We start from the raw sequence: 17,612 nt of genomic DNA on the forward strand, positions 1-17,612 counted from the left end.
CTCCCCTGGAGGGGGAGGGTCGCCGTGAGCAAAGCGAGCGGCCGGGTGGGGTGATCTGCAGTAAAAATTTCACCTCACCCCGGCTCGCATCTCACGAGTGTTCGATGCGTGCCGCGCCCTCCCCCTCAATCGAAATCGGGTAAACCCGATTTCGAGAATTTTTGAGGTCCGAACTCGGGCAAGCCCGAGTTCGGCGGGAGGGTGGACAATTTAGCCCAGCGCCTCGTCCAGGAATTGCTTAAGCTGCGCGAGATGCTTCGACATCTGGCCGACCGCCGTGGATGCGGCAGCAGGACGTCCGGCATAACGCGCCCGGCGATGCTTGGCCTGGATCTGGTTCAGCACCCATTCGATGAAAGTGTCGACGAAGAACCACGCGCCCATGTTGCGCGGCTCTTCCTGACACCACACGATCTCGGCTTGCTTGAAGCGCGACAGCTCCTGGATCAGCGTCTTGGTCGGGAACGGAAAAAGCTGCTCGACGCGCAGCAGATAGATGTCGTCGACGCCGCGCTTCTCACGCTCCTCATACAGATCGTAATAGACCTTGCCAGTGCAAAGCACGACGCGACGCATCTTGTCATCGGCAACGAGCTTGATCTTTTCGTCCTTGAACGTCTGCGCATCGTCCCACAGCAGACGATGGAACGTCGTGTCGGCGCCGAGTTCGTCGAGCCGCGAGGTTGCACGCTTGTGGCGCAGCAGCGACTTCGGCGTCATCAGGATCAGCGGCTTTCTGATCTCACGCTTCAACTGACGGCGCAGGATGTGGAAGTAATTCGCCGGCGTGGTACAATTGGCGACCTGCATGTTGTCTTCGGCGCACATCTGCAGATAGCGCTCCAGACGGGCCGACGAATGCTCCGGTCCCTGACCTTCATAGCCATGCGGCAACAGGCAAACGAGGCCGGACATGCGCAACCATTTGCGTTCGCCTGACGAGATGAACTGGTCGAACACCACCTGCGCACCATTGGCGAAGTCGCCGAACTGCGCCTCCCACAGGGTCAGAGCATTCGGCTCCGCGGTCGAATAGCCGTATTCGTAACCGAGCACAGCCTCTTCCGAGAGCATCGAGTTCAGGACCTCATAGCGGCCCTGCTGCTCGGTCAGATGATTGAACGGCGTGTAACGTTCCTCGGTGCGCTGATCAAACAGCACCGAATGCCGCTGTGAGAAGGTGCCGCGCTCCGAATCCTGTCCGGAGAGGCGCACATTGTGGCCTTCCTCAAGCAGCGTGCAGAACGCCAGCGCTTCGGCGGTCGCCCAGTCGAGGCCCTCGCCGGTCTCGATCGCCTTGCGGCGATTATCGAGGAAGCGGCCGATGGTGCGGTGAACCTGGAAATCCGCTGGAACTGCCGTAATCTTTTTGCCGATCTCTTTCAGCTTATCGATGTCGACGCCGGTATTACCGCGGCGCGGATCTTCGACGTCGATGCCAGGCTTGAGGCCGGACCAGCGGCCATCGAGCCAATCGGCCTTGTTCGGCTTGTAGCCCTGGCTGGCTTCGAATTCGGCTTCGAGGCGCGCGCGCCAGTCAGCCTTCATCTTGTCCACTTCGCCTTCGGTGACGACCTGCTCTGCGATCAGCTTCTTCGCATAGATATCCAGCGTCGACGGATGTGCCCGGATCTTCTGATACATCAGCGGTTGGGTGAACGCCGGCTCGTCGCCTTCGTTATGGCCGAAACGACGATAGCAGAACATGTCGATGACCACCGGCTTGGCGAAACGTTGCCGGTATTCGATCGCGACCTTGGCGGCGAATACCACCGCTTCCGGATCGTCACCGTTGACGTGGAAGATCAGCGCCTCGATCATCTTCGCCACATCCGACGGATAGGGCGAGGAGCGCGAGTAGCGTGGATAGGTGGTAAAGCCGATCTGGTTGTTGACGATGAAATGCAGCGAGCCACCGGTGCGATAGCCCTTCAGCTCCGACAGCCCGAAGCATTCGGCAACTACACCCTGGCCTGCGAAAGCTGCATCACCGTGAATGAGCAACGGCAGCGCCATCGTGCGGTCTTCCGGCGTTGCGCCAAGCTGATCCTGCTTCGCGCGCACCTTGCCGAGCACGACGGGATCGACGATCTCGAGATGCGACGGATTCGGCGTCAGCGATATATGCACCTTGTTGCCGTCGAACTCGCGATCGCTCGATGCACCGAGATGGTATTTCACGTCGCCGGAGCCTTCGACTTCATCCGGTGTCGCCGAACCGCCCTTGAATTCATGGAACAGCACGCGGTGCGGCTTGCCCATCACCTGCGTCAGCGTGTTCAGGCGGCCGCGATGCGCCATGCCGAACACGATGTCCTTCACGCCGAGCTGGCCGCCGCGCTTGATGATCTGTTCGAGCGCGGGGATCAGCGATTCACCGCCATCGAGGCCGAAGCGCTTGGTGCCGGTATATTTGACGTCAAGAAACTTCTCGAAGCCTTCGGCTTCGACCAGCTTGTTCAGGATCGCGCGCTTGCCTTCGCGGGTGAAGGCGATTTCCTTGTCCTTGCCTTCGATGCGCTCCTGGATCCACGCCTTCTGCGCCGGATCGGAGATGTGCATGAATTCGACGCCGAGGGTCTGGCAATAGGTGCGGCGCAGGAGCGCAACGATCTCGCGCATGGTGCCGAATTCGAGCCCCAGCACTTTGTCGAGATAGATCTTCCGATCCATGTCGGCTTCGGTGAAGCCATAGGTTTTCGGATCGAGCTCGGCTTCGTCGCGCTCTGGTTCAAGCTCAAGCGGATCGAGCTTGGCGTGGAAATGGCCGCGAATGCGATAGGCACGGATCAGCATCAGCGCATGCAGCGAATCGCGCGTGGCTTGCAGCACATCCGTTGTCGAGAGTTCGACGCCACGCGCCTGCGCCTTGCCTTTGATCTTGTCGCCAAGCGCCTTTTCGGTTTCGGCCCAGTTGCCGTCGAGCGCAGCGATGAGTTCGCCATTGCCGATTTGCGGCCAGCCAGGCTTCTTCCAGGACGCGCCTTCCGCGCTCTTGGTGACGCTCGCGGGATCGTCCTTCAGGCTTTGGAAGAACGATTGCCATTCGGCATCCACCGACGCCGGATCGGCTTCGTATTTGGCGTAGAGATCTTCGATGTAGGCAGCGTTGCCGCCATAGAGGAATGAGGTGAGAGCGAAAGCTGCGTTCGCGTCCTGGCGAGACATGCGGGTCGTCCTTGACGGCGTCCTGGGAGGGCGTCCTGAAATCGTGGGCTTAGACCGCCGGAAGCGGCCCATTCGGGGTTCGATTCAGCTGAAAACCGGGCCCCCGGCGGCGTTCCTTGTATAGCTAATGATCGAATTGGGCCACGATTAGATGACAAAAGAATGAATCGTAATTCAATCGTGCATACCAGCAGACCGGTATGGAGATGCCTGCCTCTGCCGTAACAAACAGGGGTTAAAAAAAAACAGGCGCCCGAACGAGGCGCCTGTTGAATTCTCGAAATTGGCCCGCCGAACTTGGGCTTAATCGAAGCCGGAAGGACTTAGCCCTTCAGGACCTCCACCAGGGTCCTGCCGACCCGCGCCGGGGACGGCGACACCGTGATCCCGGCCGCTTCCATGGCCGCGATCTTGGACTCGGCGTCACCCTTGCCGCCCGAGATGATCGCGCCGGCATGACCCATGCGGCGTCCGGGAGGCGCGGTGCGGCCGGCGATGAAGCCAACCATCGGCTTCTTGCGGCCCTTGCGTGCCTCGTCCTTCAGGAATTGAGCGGCGTCTTCCTCGGCCGAACCGCCGATTTCACCGATCATGATGATCGCTTCGGTCTTCGGATCGGCGAGGAACATCTCCAGCACGTCGATGAATTCGGTGCCCTTCACAGGATCGCCGCCAATGCCGACCGCCGTCGTCTGGCCGAGGCCTTCGCGCGAGGTCTGGAACACCGCTTCATAGGTCAGCGTGCCGGAGCGCGAGACGATGCCGACCTTGCCGGGCTTGAAGATGTTGCCGGGCATGATGCCGATCTTGCATTCGCCGGCCGTCATCACGCCGGGGCAATTCGGCCCGATCAACCGCGATTTCGATCCCGACAGCGAACGCTTCACTTTCACCATGTCCAGCACCGGAATGCCTTCTGTGATGCAGACGATCAGCGGGATTTCCGCGTCGATCGCTTCGCAGATCGCGTCGGCTGCGCCGGGCGGCGGAACGTAGATCACGCTCGCGTCTGCGCCGGTCTTGGACTTGGCTTCAGCCACGGTGTCGAACACCGGCAGATTGAGATGCGTGGTGCCGCCTTTGCCGGGCGACGTGCCGCCGACCATCTTCGTTCCGTAAGCAATAGCCTGCTCGGAGTGGAAGGTGCCGTTCTTGCCGGTGAAGCCCTGGCAGATGACCTTGGTATTCTTGTCGATGAGGACGGACATACAGTTTCCGATCTATCTTGTCGTGAGTGACATTGTGTTTGCGGCAAAGCACCAGCTCGATTGCCGTCGCATCACGCCGGGCCCCAGATCAGCGGCAGCCAGCTATGGGTGTAATACGCGCCCACCATCAGCAGCGCGCCGGCGACAGCCGCCTCGAGCCCCTGGCGTTGACGCGACTGCAGCGCGCAACGTGTTGTTGCGATCGTCAGCACGCCCTTGGTCGCAGCAAGACGCCGCCCGACAATGTCGCGGACCAACGGGTTTGGAATTTTCCAGACCCGCGGCGGCACGTCGGCAATGTCCTTTTCGGCGTATTGCACTTTCAGCACGGTATCGAACTCGCTCGTCGCATGGCGAAAAAGGAAATAGACAAAAGCTCCAGCCACCATTGCGATAACGCCGAGTATTCCGACTGTGACCGCAATGGCGTATGGCATGGGGGCTATCCTTTCACCGCCTTGACGATTTTCTGAGCTGCGTCATCGAGGTCATCGGCCGGAAGAACATTGAGGCCGGATTCCTTGATGATCTTCTTGCCGAGATCGACATTGGTGCCTTCGAGGCGAACGACCAGCGGCACCTGCAAGCCAACTTCTTTCACGGCAGCGACCACGCCTTCAGCGATGATGTCGCACTTCATGATGCCGCCGAAGATGTTGATCAGGATGCCCTTCACCTTTGGATCGGAGGTGATGATCTTGAACGCCGCGGTCACCTTCTCTTTGGTCGCGCCACCGCCGACATCGAGAAAGTTCGCCGGCTCGGCGCCGTAGAGCTTGATGATGTCCATGGTTGCCATCGCCAGGCCGGCGCCATTGACCATGCAGCCGATCGAACCGTCGAGCGCGATGTAGTTGAGGTCGTATTTCGACGCCTCGATTTCCTTCTCGTCTTCCTCGGTCTCATCGCGGAGCGCGAAGATATCGGGATGGCGATAAAGCGCGTTGCCGTCGAAATCGATCTTGGCATCGAGACAGATCAGCTTGTTGTCCTTGGTGACGACAAGCGGATTGATCTCCAGCATGCTCATGTCGGTGTCGACGAAGGCCTTGTAGAGCTTGTTCAGCAAGGGCCCCATCTGCTTTTGCAGATCGGCATCGAGACCGAGCGCCTTCGACACGTTGCGCACGTGATGCGGCATGATGCCGGTGGCCGGATCGATCGTGATGGTCAGGATCTTCTCCGGCGTGTCATGGGCGACCGCTTCGATGTCCATGCCGCCTTCGGTCGACACGACGATCGCGACACGCGAGGTGACGCGATCGACCAGCATCGACAGATAGAATTCCTTGGCGATCGCCGATCCGTCTTCGATGTACAGGCGGTTGACCTGCTTGCCCTTCGGGCCGGTCTGGTGCGTGACCAGGATCGAGCCGAGGATGCGGTTTGCCTCCGCCTTCACGTCGTCGAGCGACTTGACGACCTTCACGCCACCGGCCTTGCCGCGGCCGCCGGCATGAATTTGCGCCTTCACCACCCAGACCGGTCCGGGCAATTGCTTCGCCGCATTCACCGCCTCATCGATGGTGAAGGCCGGAACACCACGCGGCACTGGCACACCGAAATCGTGCAGCACCGCCTTGGCCTGATACTCATGGATATTCATTCAATTCCCCCAAACACGTGGTGGTGCTGCTTTGCACTTACTTGGTCAGATCAGGTGCGATCTTCTTGCAGGCATCGACGAGCTGCAGGACAGAGTCCGCAGACTTATCGAACATTTCACGCTCGGATGATGACAGCTCGATTTCAACGACCCGCTCGACACCCTTGGCGCCGATCACCACCGGCACGCCGACATACATATCCTTCACGCCGTATTCGCCGTTGAGCCAAGCGGCGCAAGGCAGCACGCGCTTCTTGTCCTTGAGATAGCTTTCCGCCATCGCGATCGCCGACGACGCCGGCGCGTAGAAGGCCGAACCGGTCTTCAACAGGTTGACGATTTCGGCACCGCCATTGCGGGTGCGGATAACGATGTCTTCCAGACGCTTGTCGGTGGTCCAACCCATCTTCACGAGATCGGGCAGCGGAATGCCGGCCACGGTCGAGTAACGGGTCAGCGGCACCATGGTGTCGCCGTGGCCGCCGAGCACGAAGGCGGTGACGTCTTCCACCGACACATTGAATTCGTCGGCCAGGAAATAACGGAAGCGCGCCGAGTCGAGCACGCCGGCCATGCCGACTACCATGTTGCGCGGCAGGCCGGAATATTTCTGCAGCGCCCAGACCATCGCGTCGAGCGGATTGGTGATGCAGATGACGAACGCATTCGGGGCATATTTCTTGATGCCCGAGCCGACCTGCTCCATCACCTTGAGATTGATGCCGAGAAGGTCGTCGCGGCTCATGCCGGGCTTGCGCGGTACACCGGCAGTGACGATGCAGACCGACGCGCCTTCAATCGCTTCATAGGAATTGGCGCCGGACATCCGCGCGTCAAAGCCATCGACCGGCGACGACTGGGCAATATCCAGCGACTTACCCTGCGGAGTACCCTCCGCAATGTCGAACATCACAACGTCGCCAAGCTCACGCAATCCGATGAGGTGGGCGAGCGTACCGCCGATCTGGCCAGAGCCGATCAAAGCAATTTTGGGACGCGCCATGAGATGATGAACCTTTTGCCTAGATCACGATGATTTCGGATCGCGATCCGAAATCATGAGCGTGATCGTGTCTAATGACTTGGAGCATGGGTTGCCCAAAAGTCGCTTCGCGCTTTTCGGCACCATGCACCGGGGAACGCCGCAGAAGCGCGGCTGGCCGGTGGTTAACGTGTCCAGCGGTTGGCGACAAGAAGGTGTTGGGCGAACGGCGCATGGTTCGTTTCCATCTCTGTTATACATTATTCCAGCGCTTTTCGGCTTTGCCAAGCCTAAAGCACTGCAACAAAACAGAAATCGCCGCTGCAGCGCAGCGCGGCCGTTGTGCAGTTGCGAGAGTCGCGGGAGATGTTGCGCAAAATGCTGCGCAGCAAAGGCCGCAGCATTTTAGCCGACAGCTCAGGTATCGATGATTTTCCCGGAGCGCACGCTGTCCGGATCGTGACGCGGTCCATGCGGAAGCGCGAGATAGCTTTGCGATCCCATTTCGATGAGTCGCGAAACGGTGCGCTGGAATTCGAACAGTTCGAGGCCCTGATCGGCGACGTAAAGTTCGTGTGGTGGCGCCTCGGCGGACGCCATCAGCTTCACCGCATTGTCGTAGAGCGCGTCGATGAGGATGATGAAGCGCTTGGCCTCATTGCGTTGTCCAAAACGCATGACAGGAATGCGATCGATGATCAGTGTATGAAATTCGTGCGCCAGGCGGAGGAAGTCGGCGGAGCCCAACGGCAACACGCACAGATCCTGAAACGAGAAGCGCGCCGCGCCCTGTGCGGCGGCAGGGACGCGCAACGTGTGCCCCTTCACCGTCAGATCCATTGGCCTGGCTTTCTTGCCGAGCGTCAGGCGTGACCACGCTTCGTCCAGCGCGCGCTCCGCAGTGGCGTCGGCCGGCACATACCAGACCTTGCCTTTGACCATCTTCTCCAGACGGAAATCAGTGCGCGCATCCAGCCGCACGATGTCGAGCTTCTCGTTCAAAAGCTTGATGACAGGCAGGAAAAGTGGGCGATTCAAGCCGTCTTTGTAGAGGTCGTCGGGCGCGACATTCGAGGTCGCGACGATGGTGACGCCGCGCTCGGAGAATTGCGTGAACAGACGGCCGAGGATCATCGCATCGGCGATATCGGTGACGTGGAATTCGTCGAAACAAAGCAGCGAGGCTTCTTCTGCGATCGCGGCGGCCGTTAGCGTGATCGCATCCTCGTCGGCAATCTCGCCGTTCTTAGCTTTCTGGCGAAAGTCGTGAATGCGTTCGTGCACTTCGGACATGAATTCATGGAAATGCACGCGACGCTTGTTGGCAACGCGGCTCGCATCGAAGAACAGATCCATCAGCATGGTCTTGCCGCGGCCGACCTTGCCATAGATGTAGAGCCCCTTCACCGGCGCCTGCTTGTTGCGGTTGCCGAACAGCCAGCCAAGCGAGGATGATTTTCTCGCCCTGCCCTTCTCAGACAATCGTTCGTCGAGCACCGCCAGTTTTTCCACAGCCGATGCTTGCGCGAAATCCGGCGTAATCGCCCCTTCCGCAAGGAGCGCGGCATATCGGTCGCGGATGGAGCTGATCATGCGGGGCGGGTCGAACCAGGGCGAAAAACGGAGCCGAGGCATAGCCGTCACAGCGCATGGACCGCAAGGCATGCAGTGCATGGCTAACGAAGGTTTAAGCATGTCGCGGCGTTGCCGCTTTTTGCCGCTCAGTCGGACATCTCCGGGACTTAAATTTGCTGCATCGCAGCATTAATTATCCATTGTCGGCAAGGTGGTTCACCAGGCCGGCGAGTCTCTGGGAGGGGACGTGACGAAGAGGGTTCTGCGACGCCAATGTCAGGAGCCTGAAATGAGCGTTCTCGACCCGCTGCCCGATGGCGGCCTGATCCGAAAAATGTGGATGGGAGAGGCCCACAAGTATCGCGATCATCTGTTGCGGCTGGATACCGAAAGCCGTACCCGGCGCTTCGGCGGCGGGGTCTCCGACGACTGTATCCGCGATTATGTCGACACATCGATGTGGTTCGATACCATCGTGCATGGCTTTTTCGTCGATGGAATGCTGCGCGGGGCGGCTGAACTGCGCCCGCTTTGCGGAACGGTGACAAAAGAGGCCGAGGCTGCCCTCAGCGTGGAAACCGAATGGCAGGGCCACGGCGTCGGCTCGGCGCTGCTGGAGCGGACATTGCTGACCGCGCGCAATCGCGGCATCACCCATCTGCACATGGCCTGCCTCGCCGAAAACCGGCGCATGCAACAACTGGCGCGAAAATTCGCCGCCGAACTCAGTTTCAGCTTCGGTGGCGTGGTCGGTGAGGTCGAAGCCGCACATCCAACGCCGCTTTCTGTCGTACGCGAGATGGTGTCGGACGGACATGGTTTCGCAACGGCTGTTCTCGAAGCTCAATCACGTTTGTTTAAAGTCACGTAATATTAACGTTCCGGTACCGATTGCGGCCTAGCCTTCTCCCGGGGCAACCTGATGGATCGGGAGATGAACATGAACGGCAACGGTTTCGATATCCGGCTGCTGGGCACCAGCGGCATCGAAGATCATCACGCGCATCTGCTGCGGCTCGATTATCTCGACCGATGTCTGTTTTTCTCCGTCGGCAATGACGATCGCGCCGTGGACGCGCATTGCCTGCGGCTGATGTCCGCGCAAGCGATCCTGATCGGCGCCTATGATAATGGCCGCATGCGCGCCAGCATCGAGATCGTGCCCGATCGCGACGGCCGCCGTGGTCAGGCGACGCTCATCGCCGAAGCCGATTATCAATCCGATGAACTGGCTGACGCGATGCTGTCGCGCGCCAGGGACGAAGCCGCCAAGCACGGTCTCGGCAAACTCGACTTCGTCGGCATGACCGGCACGCCACAGACCATTCGCAATCAGATGGCGCGCTTCGCCTGAAACGTCTGCAGCGGATAGGCTTCCTCGACCACGTAAGGGCCACCGCCGACCGAGGCGCGCGAGGAATAGAGCACAAAACGCTCGACGCGGAACGGAGCCGAGCGGAACGAGCCGCGCTCGCTGAGATAATCGGCCACCTGTCGGCTCGAAGAATCGCGCAAGCGCGCAAGCGTCACATGCGGCGTGTATTTGCGCCCTTCCGGCTCGAGCCCGACACGCTGCATCATCCTTTCATGTTCCGCCTGCAATTCCATCAGCGACGATGATGGCGCGACATTGGCAACAACAGCACGCGGCTTCTTGCCGCCGAAGGATGACACGCCTTCAAGCCGCAATTCGAACGGTGACCGGCTGACCCGATCCAGCATCGACGCGACATCCTGCGCGAAAGTGACGTCGATGTCGCCGATGAACCGCAGGGTGAGATGATAATTTTCAGCATCGATCCAGCGAGCGCCCGGCAGCCCGCCGCGCAGGAATGTCAGCATTTGCGCGACATCAGCGGGAATCTCGATCGCGGTGAAAAGGCGCGGCATCGAGGACCTCCCAATTCTGTACGCCCTTCTGGACGTGACAATTGCATGACGATTCAGTCTACGCCCTCATAGTTGAGGGGATTCTTTCAACTTCCGCAAGAGGCGTTCGGCATCATCTCAGCTTCGACTTTTGTTACGACCTAAACGTGCGATTAATTCTTCTACCTTCGGCATAATGCCAGCGACGATGGCGTCCACGCCGGCGGCATTCGGGTGCAGACCATCGCGCAGCGCCAGCTTTGCTTGCGTCGCCACTCCATCCAGAAAAAATGGATAAAAGACGACATCATATTTTCGAGTCAGATCATCGAAGATCGATTCGAAGCCGCGCGCATACTCGCCGCCGAGATTGGGCGCGGCGCGCATGCCACACAGAAGCACGGCGATATTACGTTCCTTCAGCTTTGCCAGAATCGAATCGAGCGCCGCTCGCGTCACCTTCGGATCGATGCCACGCAGCATGTCGTTGGCGCCAAGTTCAAGGATCACCGCATCAGTGCCGTCGGGAATCGACCAGTCGATCCGGGACAGACCGCCCGACGCCGTGTCGCCGGACACACCCGCATTCTCGATCTCGACATTGATCCCCTTGGCTTTCAGCGCGCGTTCGAGTTTGGCCGGAAAGGCATCCTGAGCGGGAAGGCCATAACCCGCCGTAAGGGAATCGCCGAAAGCCACAATCTTGAGAGGCACGTCCGGAGACAGTGGCTGCGCCGCCACAGGCGCAATCCAAAGAGCTGCGGCAAAAACGAGCAGCATCGCCGCAAAAAGCCGGACGCTATGGATTAAGCCCATTGCCGCCCCATATGACTGCCGCCGGACAAGACGTGAATTCGCCACACCGCCCTGCAACTCAAGCCGTTCCATGAAAACACCATCTCCCGCCACTGTCCCCGCCGTTACCTTGTCCGGGGTCAATCTTTCGCTCGGGCAAGGCGCCGCGCGCGTTCACATCCTCAAGGACATCAATCTGGCGATTGGCCGCGGCGAGGCAATAGGCCTTGTTGGTCCGTCCGGATCCGGAAAATCGACGCTGCTGATGGTGCTGGCAGGGCTCGAGCGGACCGACACCGGCTCGATTACGGTCGCCGGCGAGGACCTGACCAAGCTCGACGAAGATGCGCTCGCGCGTTTCCGCGGGCGCAATGTCGGCATCGTGTTTCAATCCTTCCATCTCATTCCAACCATGACCGCACTGGAAAATGTCGCGGTGCCGCTTGAGCTGGCCGGCGTGCCGGATGCGCATGAACGTGCTGCGAAAGAACTCGCCGGCGTCGGGCTGAAGGAACGCCTCTCGCATTATCCCGCCCAGTTATCAGGCGGTGAACAACAGCGTGTCGCCCTTGCACGTGCTCTTGCACCCAATCCCGCCATTCTCGTGGCCGACGAGCCGACCGGCAATCTCGATGACAAGACCGGCAGCCAGGTGGTCGAGCTGCTGTTCAAGGGTCATGTCGAACGCGGCATGACCCTTATCCTTGTGACTCACGATCCCTCGCTTGCGCGACGCTGTGCACGTGTCGTTCGTCTGCGCTCCGGACGCATCGAAAGCGAAGCAACCGGCGAACCCGACGGCAAAAGTGTCCGCGAGGCGGCACGCGCATGAGTCTCGTCGCCAATCCGCCGCGTGCGAACGCATGGTCGGTGCCGCTGCGCTTTGCCCTGCGTGAATTGCGTGGCGGTCTGCACGGATTTTACGTGCTTGTTTTCTGCATCGCGCTCGGTGTGATGGCGATTGCCGGTGTCGGTTCGTTCGCCGAAAGTCTTGCCGGCGGTCTTGCCCGTGAAGGCCGCACCATTCTTGGTGGCGACGTTTCATTCTCGCTCATTCACCGTGAGGCGAATGCCGATGAGCGGGCCTTCCTTGACAAAAGCGGGCGGGTATCGACTGCCGCCACGATGCGGGCGATGGCGCGCACCGCCGACCAGCGCAGTGCCCTGGTGGAAATAAAGGCGGTGGATTCAGTCTACCCGCTCTACGGCCATGTCGCGCTTGATCCGGCACTTCCGTTGCCTGATGCAATGACCGAGCGCAACGGCGTGTTCGGCGCGGTGGTCGACGTTGCGCTGCTGACGCGGCTCGATCTGAAAGTCGGCGATCGGATCGACATCGGCAAAGCACCGATCGAAATCCGCGCCGTATTGCGCAGCGAGCCCGACAAGCTGGCGGGCGGCATCGGTTTCGGACCCCGCTTACTCATGAGCATCGATGCGCTGCGCGCCACCGATCTGTTGCAGCCCGGCAGTCTCGTGCGATGGATGTACCGCGTCCAGCTCGACCAGAATGACGCCAGCGATCGACCCGTTAAAGCCCTGATCGATGCGGCTGAGAAGGAATTTCCCGATGCCGGCTGGGAAATCCGCTCGCGCGACAATGCCTCGCCGCAGCTCGAACGCAATATCGAACGCTTCACGCAATTCCTGACTCTCGTCGGATTGACAGCTCTGCTGGTTGGCGGTGTCGGCGTGGCCAATGCGGTCCGCGCACATCTCGAACGCCGGCGTGACACCATCGCCACCATGAAATCGCTCGGCGCAACGGGCGGTCGCGTCTTTGTGATTTATCTCGTTCAGGTGATGGTGATTGCCGCCATCGGCACGGCGATTGGCCTTGTGATCGGCGCGGCCTTGCCATTCGCGATCGCCGCGGCCTTTGGCCAGATCCTGCCGCTGCCGATCGACCCGGCGTTGCAGCCGACGCAGCTTGCCCTCGCCGCTTTGTTCGGATTGCTGACCGCGCTCGCTTTCGCGTTATGGCCGCTCGGCCGCGCGCACGATATTCCGGTCTCGGCTCTGTTTCGCGATGCCGTCAGCGGTCTTCGCGGCTGGCCGCGCAAATCGTATTTCATCGCCGCTGCGGCGGTGACGATCGTGCTCGCCGGGCTTTCGATCCTGCTTGCGTACGACAAGCGCATCGCCACGATTTTCGTTGGATCCGCCGCAGTCACTTTTGTGATGCTCTACCTGATCGCGATGGCGATCATGTGGATCGCGGCGAAATTGCCTCGCGCCAGGTCAACCGCGCTGCGACTGGCTGTTGCAAATATCCATCGTCCAGGCGCGCTGACACCGTCGGTTGTGCTATCGCTCGGTCTGGGTGTCGCTGTGCTCGTCATCGTGGTACAAATCGACGGTAATCTGCGGCGGCAATTCCAGGAGGCATTGCCGGACAAATCGCCAGCCTTCTTCTTCGTCGATATCCAGAACAACGACGCAACGCGGTTTGATGATTTCATCCGCAAGGAAGCGCCGGATGCTAAGGTGGATCGTGTGCCGATGCTGCGCGGGCGGATCACGGCGGCTAACGGCACGAAAGCCGAGGACCTGAAGCCGACGGCGCAAGCCGCCTGGGCTTTGCAGAGTGACCGCGGCATTACTTATGCGACAAGTATTCCGGCCGGCTCGCGCGTCGTCGAAGGCGAATGGTGGCCGGCGGACTATGCGGGACCACCGCTCCTCTCGATGGAAAAACGGATTGCCGACGGGCTTGGTCTGAAGGTCGGCGACACGCTGACCGTCAATGTCCTTGGCCGCAACATCACCGCCCGGATCGCCAATCTGCGCGTGGTCGATTGGCAAAGCCTCGGCATCAATTTCGTGCTGGTCTATTCACCGAATACATTTCGCGGCGCGCCGCATACGCATATTGCAACGCTGACCTTCGCCAAGGACACAACTGCGCAACAAGACGCTGTGATCCTGCGCGACGTGGCCGCGGCATTTCCCGGCGTCACCACTGTGCGGGTGAAAGACGCACTCGAAGCGGTGGGCTCGGTCGTCAACAACCTCGTGCTTGGTATTCGTGGCGCCAGCCTGATCACGCTGATCGCGGCCGCCCTGGTGCTCGCCGGCGCCCTCGCCGCCAGTCACCGCAATCGCGTCTATGATGCCATCATCTTGAAGACGCTTGGCGCCACACGCGGCAAGCTGATCGCCGCTTACGGACTTGAATATACGCTGTTGGGACTTGCCACCGGGCTGTTCGGCGTCGCTGCCGGTTCGCTCGCCGCATGGCTGGTCGTCACGCGGGTGATGAACCTGTCATTTGTGTGGCTGCCAATTCCGGCGCTGATTTCAGCGCTGGTCGCGCTTGCCGTTACCATCATCTTCGGCCTCGCCGGCACCTTTACCGCACTGGGACAAAAGCCGGCTTCGGTCCTACGAAACCTGTAACGCGACATTCAGCCGCGTCGATGGGTCCAAACTGCGACGTTGGCGACAGATTATTTTTACTCCAAATCGGTGTAGCTTCCTGCAGCTTCGCCAGGAAGCGTACCGCGCGATGCGCGCGACGTTGTGGGCGATAAATCTTGGGCGACAACAATAGGAGTTCGATGATGTCGGACTTTAATCGGAACGCGGCCGCTTACGACCGGACCGCAGGACGCGTGACCCCTGCCATAGACCAGGGCCTGCGCTCCTACATGCTGCACATTTACAATTACATGGCGCTCGGCCTTGCCATTACCGGCCTGGCCGCGCTCGGCATCTACATGCTGTCGATCACCGGCGATGCGGCCTCGGCGGCGAAGGTGCTCCGCAACGGCGCCGAAGTGCCGGCAGCAATCCGCAGCGGCATGTTCCTTACGCCGCTTGGCTATGCCCTGTTCCTCAGCCCGCTGAAATGGGTGGTGATGCTGTCGCCGCTGGCGCTGGTCTTCGTCATCAGCTTCGGGGTGGAGCGTTTCCGCCCGGCCACGGCGCAATTGCTGTTCTGGGCGTTCGCCGCGCTGATGGGCATTTCACTCAGCTCGATCTTCATGGTGTTCACCCACACCTCGATCACCCGCGTGTTCTTTATCACGGCGGCAACCTTCGGTGCGCTGAGCCTGTGGGGATACACGACGCAGCGGGATATCTCCGGCTGGGGTTCGTTCCTGTTCATGGGCCTGATCGGCGTCATTCTTGGAGCGCTGGTCAATTTGATCTGGCCCAATGGCATGCTGCAATTCGTCGTGTCGATCGTCGGCGTGCTGGTCTTCGCCGGCCTCACCGCCTACGACACCCAGCGGTTGAAGAACGAATACGTCTACGGCCAGATGGAAGGCGACACCCGGGAGCGTTCGGCGATCATGGGCGCGCTGTCGCTGTACCTGAACTTCATCAACCTGTTCACGCTCCTGCTGCAACTTCTCGGCCAGCGCGAGGAATAGGCATGACGGAGACGTAACAGCCGGTCTGTCCGCCTCCAAAACGATTAATATTGCCGAAATTTAATAGGCCCCGGCTGGTTCCGGGGCCTTTTGCTTGAGCGGGAACTGCTGGAAACCGTTCGTGCCGTCCATTACATTACGGGCGACCCGGCTGCCGGATTTCCGGCGGCCAGACCGGCCCGGCGGTATCCGGGCGTTCGAGAGGGAATTCCAATGTCGGATTTCGACCGGAATGTCGCCGCCCGGGGCGGTTACGCGGACCGCGCCGTCGCCTACGATGCCGGCCTGCGCGCGCACATGATCCGCGTCTATAACTACATGGCCTCCGCCGTCGCTTTGACCGGCGTTGTGGCCTATCTGACTTTTCAGATGGCTGTCGTGACCAACGACGCGGGCGCGATCACATCACTGACGCCGCTCGGCCAGTTCATGTTCGGCGGCATGTTCATGTGGGTGCTGATGCTGGCGCCGCTGGCCTTGGTGTTCTTCCTAAGCTTCCGCATCCAGACCCTGGACGCCGGAACGGCACGGCTGCTGTTCTTTGTCTATGCCGCGCTTCTTGGTCTGTCGCTTGCGACCATCTTCATGGCCTATACCGCCACATCGATCTCGCGCGTGTTCTTCATCTCCGCCGCCGCCTTCGGTGCACTGAGCCTCTATGGATACACGACACAGCGTGACCTGTCGGGCATGGGCTCGTTCATGATCATGGGTCTGATCGGCATCATCATCGCGAGCCTCGTCAACCTGTTCCTGAAGTCGAGCGGCCTCGACTGGGCGATCTCGGTGATCGGCGTCCTTGTCTTCGCCGGCCTGACCGCCTGGGATACGCAGAAGATCAAGGAGATGTATGACGGGAACGATGACAGCCAGTCCGCCGGACGCAAGGCGGTGATGGGCGCGCTGTCCCTGTACCTCGACTTCATCAACCTGTTCCTGATGCTGCTGCGTCTGGCAGGCGACCGCCGCTAACGCGAGCATTGGCCCAAGTGATACGACAACGCCCCGGTCCAAAAGCCGGGGCGTTGTCTTTTGTACTCCTAACCCCTGCTGAAACTTCATGTCTCCTGCCGTTATCATCCGCACCGCCACGCCCGCCGATATCGATGACATCACCGCAATCTACGCCCACGCCGTAGAGCACGGCACCGCCTCCTTCGAGATCGAGCCGCCGACCATCGCGGAAATGGCGATGCGTCAGAAAAATTTGCTGGATGGCGGCTTTCCCTACCTCGTCGCTGATGTGGGCGGTACCGTAGCGGGTTATGCCTATGCCGGGCCGTATCGGCCGCGCATCGCTTACCGTCACACCGTCGAGGACAGCGTCTATGTCAGTCCGCGTGCCACACGCCGCGGGATCGGTCGCTTGCTTTTGACGGAACTGATGACAAGGTCGGAAGCGTGCGGCTTTCGCCAGGTGGTCGCGGTGATCGGCGATTCGCAGCAGACCGCATCGATTGAATTGCACCGGAGCCTTGGATTTTCGCCGGTTGGGACGCTTAAAAACATTGGCTTTAAGCACGGACGCTGGCTCGACACCGTGCTCATGCAGCGCCCGCTCGGTCAGGGCGCGGACGCTCCGCCGTAATTGCCGTCAGACGGCGACCAGACTGAGCTTCTTGTCGAAGACCCGCAAAACGCGTTCAAGTTCGTGACCGCGGCGCATGATCAACCCCGTCGCAGAAATCACACTATAAGCACCCTGCCGGCGTGCCAGTTTCGGATCCTTTTCGATGCGATAGAGCGGCACTTCCGAGGCACGGCGAAACACCGAAAATACGGCGCGGTCTTTTGTGAAATCGATGGCGTAATCGCGCCATTCGCCTTCGGCGACTTTACGGCCATAGACATTCAGGATGCGGTCGAGTTCGCGACGATCGAATTTCACGTGACTGACCGGTGCGGGCGCCGACGCAGCAACTGCGCCCGCGCGTGGCTGGCTGGGTTCGGTTTCGCCCGTTAAGCTCATGGGCACCTCCTTCCTTCCTGTTTCGTGACAAGTTTATGATTGCCCTTGCGGCGTCGCGCCG

At 60.4% G+C, this 17,612-nt stretch carries 16 protein-coding genes; 7 read left to right on the forward strand and 9 right to left on the reverse strand.

Features of this window, described 5'->3' with window-relative positions:
- Nucleotides 1–210: 210 nt before the first annotated feature.
- From CAK95_RS07475 to zapE, 6 genes are all read right to left on the reverse strand, one after another.
- Entirely contained in the window at nt 211–3,168 is a 2,958-nt protein-coding gene (locus tag CAK95_RS07475; protein WP_086087348.1) for a 2-oxoglutarate dehydrogenase E1 component, read from the reverse strand.
- Between the two features lie 323 nt (nt 3,169–3,491).
- Nucleotides 3,492–4,376, reverse strand: a complete 885-nt coding sequence (gene sucD, locus CAK95_RS07480) for a succinate--CoA ligase subunit alpha (protein ID WP_086087349.1) — start codon at nt 4,374–4,376, stop codon at nt 3,492–3,494.
- 71 nt (nt 4,377–4,447) lie between these two features.
- A complete protein-coding gene (locus CAK95_RS07485) occupies nt 4,448–4,813 on the reverse strand; it encodes a hypothetical protein (RefSeq protein WP_086087350.1) in 366 nt (121 codons plus the stop codon).
- 5 nt (nt 4,814–4,818) lie between these two features.
- Nucleotides 4,819–5,982 carry an ADP-forming succinate--CoA ligase subunit beta gene (sucC, locus tag CAK95_RS07490; RefSeq protein WP_086087351.1) on the reverse strand — a complete coding sequence of 388 codons (1,164 nt, stop codon included), beginning with the start codon at nt 5,980–5,982 and terminating at the stop codon, nt 4,819–4,821.
- Between the two features lie 37 nt (nt 5,983–6,019).
- Nucleotides 6,020–6,985 carry a malate dehydrogenase gene (gene mdh / locus CAK95_RS07495; RefSeq protein ID WP_086087352.1) on the reverse strand — a complete coding sequence of 322 codons (966 nt, stop codon included), beginning with the start codon at nt 6,983–6,985 and terminating at the stop codon, nt 6,020–6,022.
- Between the two features lie 396 nt (nt 6,986–7,381).
- Nucleotides 7,382–8,557, reverse strand: a complete 1,176-nt coding sequence (zapE, locus tag CAK95_RS07500) for a cell division protein ZapE (RefSeq protein ID WP_086091261.1) — start codon at nt 8,555–8,557, stop codon at nt 7,382–7,384.
- 271 nt (nt 8,558–8,828) lie between these two features.
- Here zapE and CAK95_RS07505 point away from each other — a divergent pair, with 271 nt between their 5' ends.
- Complete coding sequence (locus tag CAK95_RS07505; protein WP_086087353.1) at nt 8,829–9,410, forward strand: GNAT family N-acetyltransferase; 582 nt, start codon at nt 8,829–8,831, stop codon at nt 9,408–9,410.
- A gap of 69 nt (nt 9,411–9,479) precedes the next feature.
- Complete coding sequence (locus CAK95_RS07510) at nt 9,480–9,893, forward strand: hypothetical protein (protein ID WP_147413680.1); 414 nt, start codon at nt 9,480–9,482, stop codon at nt 9,891–9,893.
- On the opposite strand, the gene thpR is transcribed toward CAK95_RS07510, so the two are convergent.
- Together thpR and CAK95_RS07520 are read right to left on the reverse strand one after the other, a co-directional pair.
- Nucleotides 9,872–10,429, reverse strand: a complete 558-nt coding sequence (gene thpR, locus CAK95_RS07515; RefSeq protein WP_086087355.1) for an RNA 2',3'-cyclic phosphodiesterase — start codon at nt 10,427–10,429, stop codon at nt 9,872–9,874. The genes CAK95_RS07510 and thpR overlap by 22 nt on opposite strands.
- A 117-nt stretch (nt 10,430–10,546) precedes the next feature.
- On the reverse strand, nt 10,547–11,224 hold the full coding sequence (locus CAK95_RS07520; RefSeq protein WP_086091262.1) for an arylesterase: 678 nt from the start codon (nt 11,222–11,224) through the stop codon (nt 10,547–10,549).
- A gap of 70 nt (nt 11,225–11,294) precedes the next feature.
- Between CAK95_RS07520 and CAK95_RS07525 the strand changes: the two genes are divergently transcribed.
- The 5 genes from CAK95_RS07525 to CAK95_RS07545 all read left to right on the forward strand — a co-directional run bounded on the left by CAK95_RS07525 (nt 11,295) and on the right by CAK95_RS07545 (nt 17,170).
- Nucleotides 11,295–12,035, forward strand: coding sequence for an ABC transporter ATP-binding protein (locus CAK95_RS07525; RefSeq protein WP_086087356.1), 741 nt, complete (start codon nt 11,295–11,297; stop codon nt 12,033–12,035).
- A complete protein-coding gene (locus CAK95_RS07530; RefSeq protein ID WP_086087357.1) occupies nt 12,032–14,602 on the forward strand; it encodes an ABC transporter permease in 2,571 nt (856 codons plus the stop codon). The genes CAK95_RS07525 and CAK95_RS07530 overlap by 4 nt, the downstream gene beginning before the upstream one ends.
- Nucleotides 14,603–14,766: 164 nt before the next feature.
- Nucleotides 14,767–15,582, forward strand: coding sequence for a Bax inhibitor-1/YccA family protein (locus CAK95_RS07535; protein WP_086091263.1), 816 nt, complete (start codon nt 14,767–14,769; stop codon nt 15,580–15,582).
- Nucleotides 15,583–15,795: 213 nt separating this feature from the next.
- Nucleotides 15,796–16,554, forward strand: coding sequence for a Bax inhibitor-1/YccA family protein (locus CAK95_RS07540; RefSeq protein ID WP_086087358.1), 759 nt, complete (start codon nt 15,796–15,798; stop codon nt 16,552–16,554).
- A gap of 88 nt (nt 16,555–16,642) precedes the next feature.
- Complete coding sequence (locus CAK95_RS07545) at nt 16,643–17,170, forward strand: GNAT family N-acetyltransferase (protein ID WP_086087359.1); 528 nt, start codon at nt 16,643–16,645, stop codon at nt 17,168–17,170.
- 6 nt (nt 17,171–17,176) lie between these two features.
- Here the strand turns inward: CAK95_RS07545 and CAK95_RS07550 are convergent, their stop codons facing one another.
- Entirely contained in the window at nt 17,177–17,551 is a 375-nt protein-coding gene (locus tag CAK95_RS07550) for a DUF2794 domain-containing protein (RefSeq protein WP_086087360.1), read from the reverse strand.
- Nucleotides 17,552–17,612: the final 61 nt, after the last annotated feature.

This window comes from Pseudorhodoplanes sinuspersici, from assembly GCF_002119765.1.
Taxonomy (GTDB): Bacteria; Pseudomonadota; Alphaproteobacteria; order Rhizobiales; family Xanthobacteraceae; genus Pseudorhodoplanes; species Pseudorhodoplanes sinuspersici.

Bases quoted from the DNA above. Each gene is read 5' to 3' on its own strand.
- sucC (WP_086087351.1), bottom strand. From the start codon at position 5,982: ATGAATATCCATGAGTATCAGGCCAAGGCGGTGCTGCACGATTTCGGT.
- CAK95_RS07545 (WP_086087359.1), top strand. From the start codon at position 16,643: ATGTCTCCTGCCGTTATCATCCGCACCGCCACGCCCGCCGATATCGAT.
- mdh (WP_086087352.1), bottom strand. From the start codon at position 6,985: ATGGCGCGTCCCAAAATTGCTTTGATCGGCTCTGGCCAGATCGGCGGT.
- CAK95_RS07525 (WP_086087356.1), top strand. From the start codon at position 11,295: ATGAAAACACCATCTCCCGCCACTGTCCCCGCCGTTACCTTGTCCGGG.
- CAK95_RS07510 (WP_147413680.1), top strand. From the start codon at position 9,480: ATGAACGGCAACGGTTTCGATATCCGGCTGCTGGGCACCAGCGGCATC.
- CAK95_RS07535 (WP_086091263.1), top strand. From the start codon at position 14,767: ATGTCGGACTTTAATCGGAACGCGGCCGCTTACGACCGGACCGCAGGA.
- sucD (WP_086087349.1), bottom strand. From the start codon at position 4,376: ATGTCCGTCCTCATCGACAAGAATACCAAGGTCATCTGCCAGGGCTTC.
- CAK95_RS07550 (WP_086087360.1), bottom strand. From the start codon at position 17,551: ATGAGCTTAACGGGCGAAACCGAACCCAGCCAGCCACGCGCGGGCGCA.
- CAK95_RS07530 (WP_086087357.1), top strand. From the start codon at position 12,032: ATGAGTCTCGTCGCCAATCCGCCGCGTGCGAACGCATGGTCGGTGCCG.
- CAK95_RS07540 (WP_086087358.1), top strand. From the start codon at position 15,796: ATGTCGGATTTCGACCGGAATGTCGCCGCCCGGGGCGGTTACGCGGAC.
- CAK95_RS07505 (WP_086087353.1), top strand. From the start codon at position 8,829: ATGAGCGTTCTCGACCCGCTGCCCGATGGCGGCCTGATCCGAAAAATG.
- CAK95_RS07485 (WP_086087350.1), bottom strand. From the start codon at position 4,813: ATGCCATACGCCATTGCGGTCACAGTCGGAATACTCGGCGTTATCGCA.
- CAK95_RS07475 (WP_086087348.1), bottom strand. From the start codon at position 3,168: ATGTCTCGCCAGGACGCGAACGCAGCTTTCGCTCTCACCTCATTCCTC.
- zapE (WP_086091261.1), bottom strand. From the start codon at position 8,557: ATGATCAGCTCCATCCGCGACCGATATGCCGCGCTCCTTGCGGAAGGG.
- CAK95_RS07520 (WP_086091262.1), bottom strand. From the start codon at position 11,224: ATGGGCTTAATCCATAGCGTCCGGCTTTTTGCGGCGATGCTGCTCGTT.
- thpR (WP_086087355.1), bottom strand. From the start codon at position 10,429: ATGCCGCGCCTTTTCACCGCGATCGAGATTCCCGCTGATGTCGCGCAA.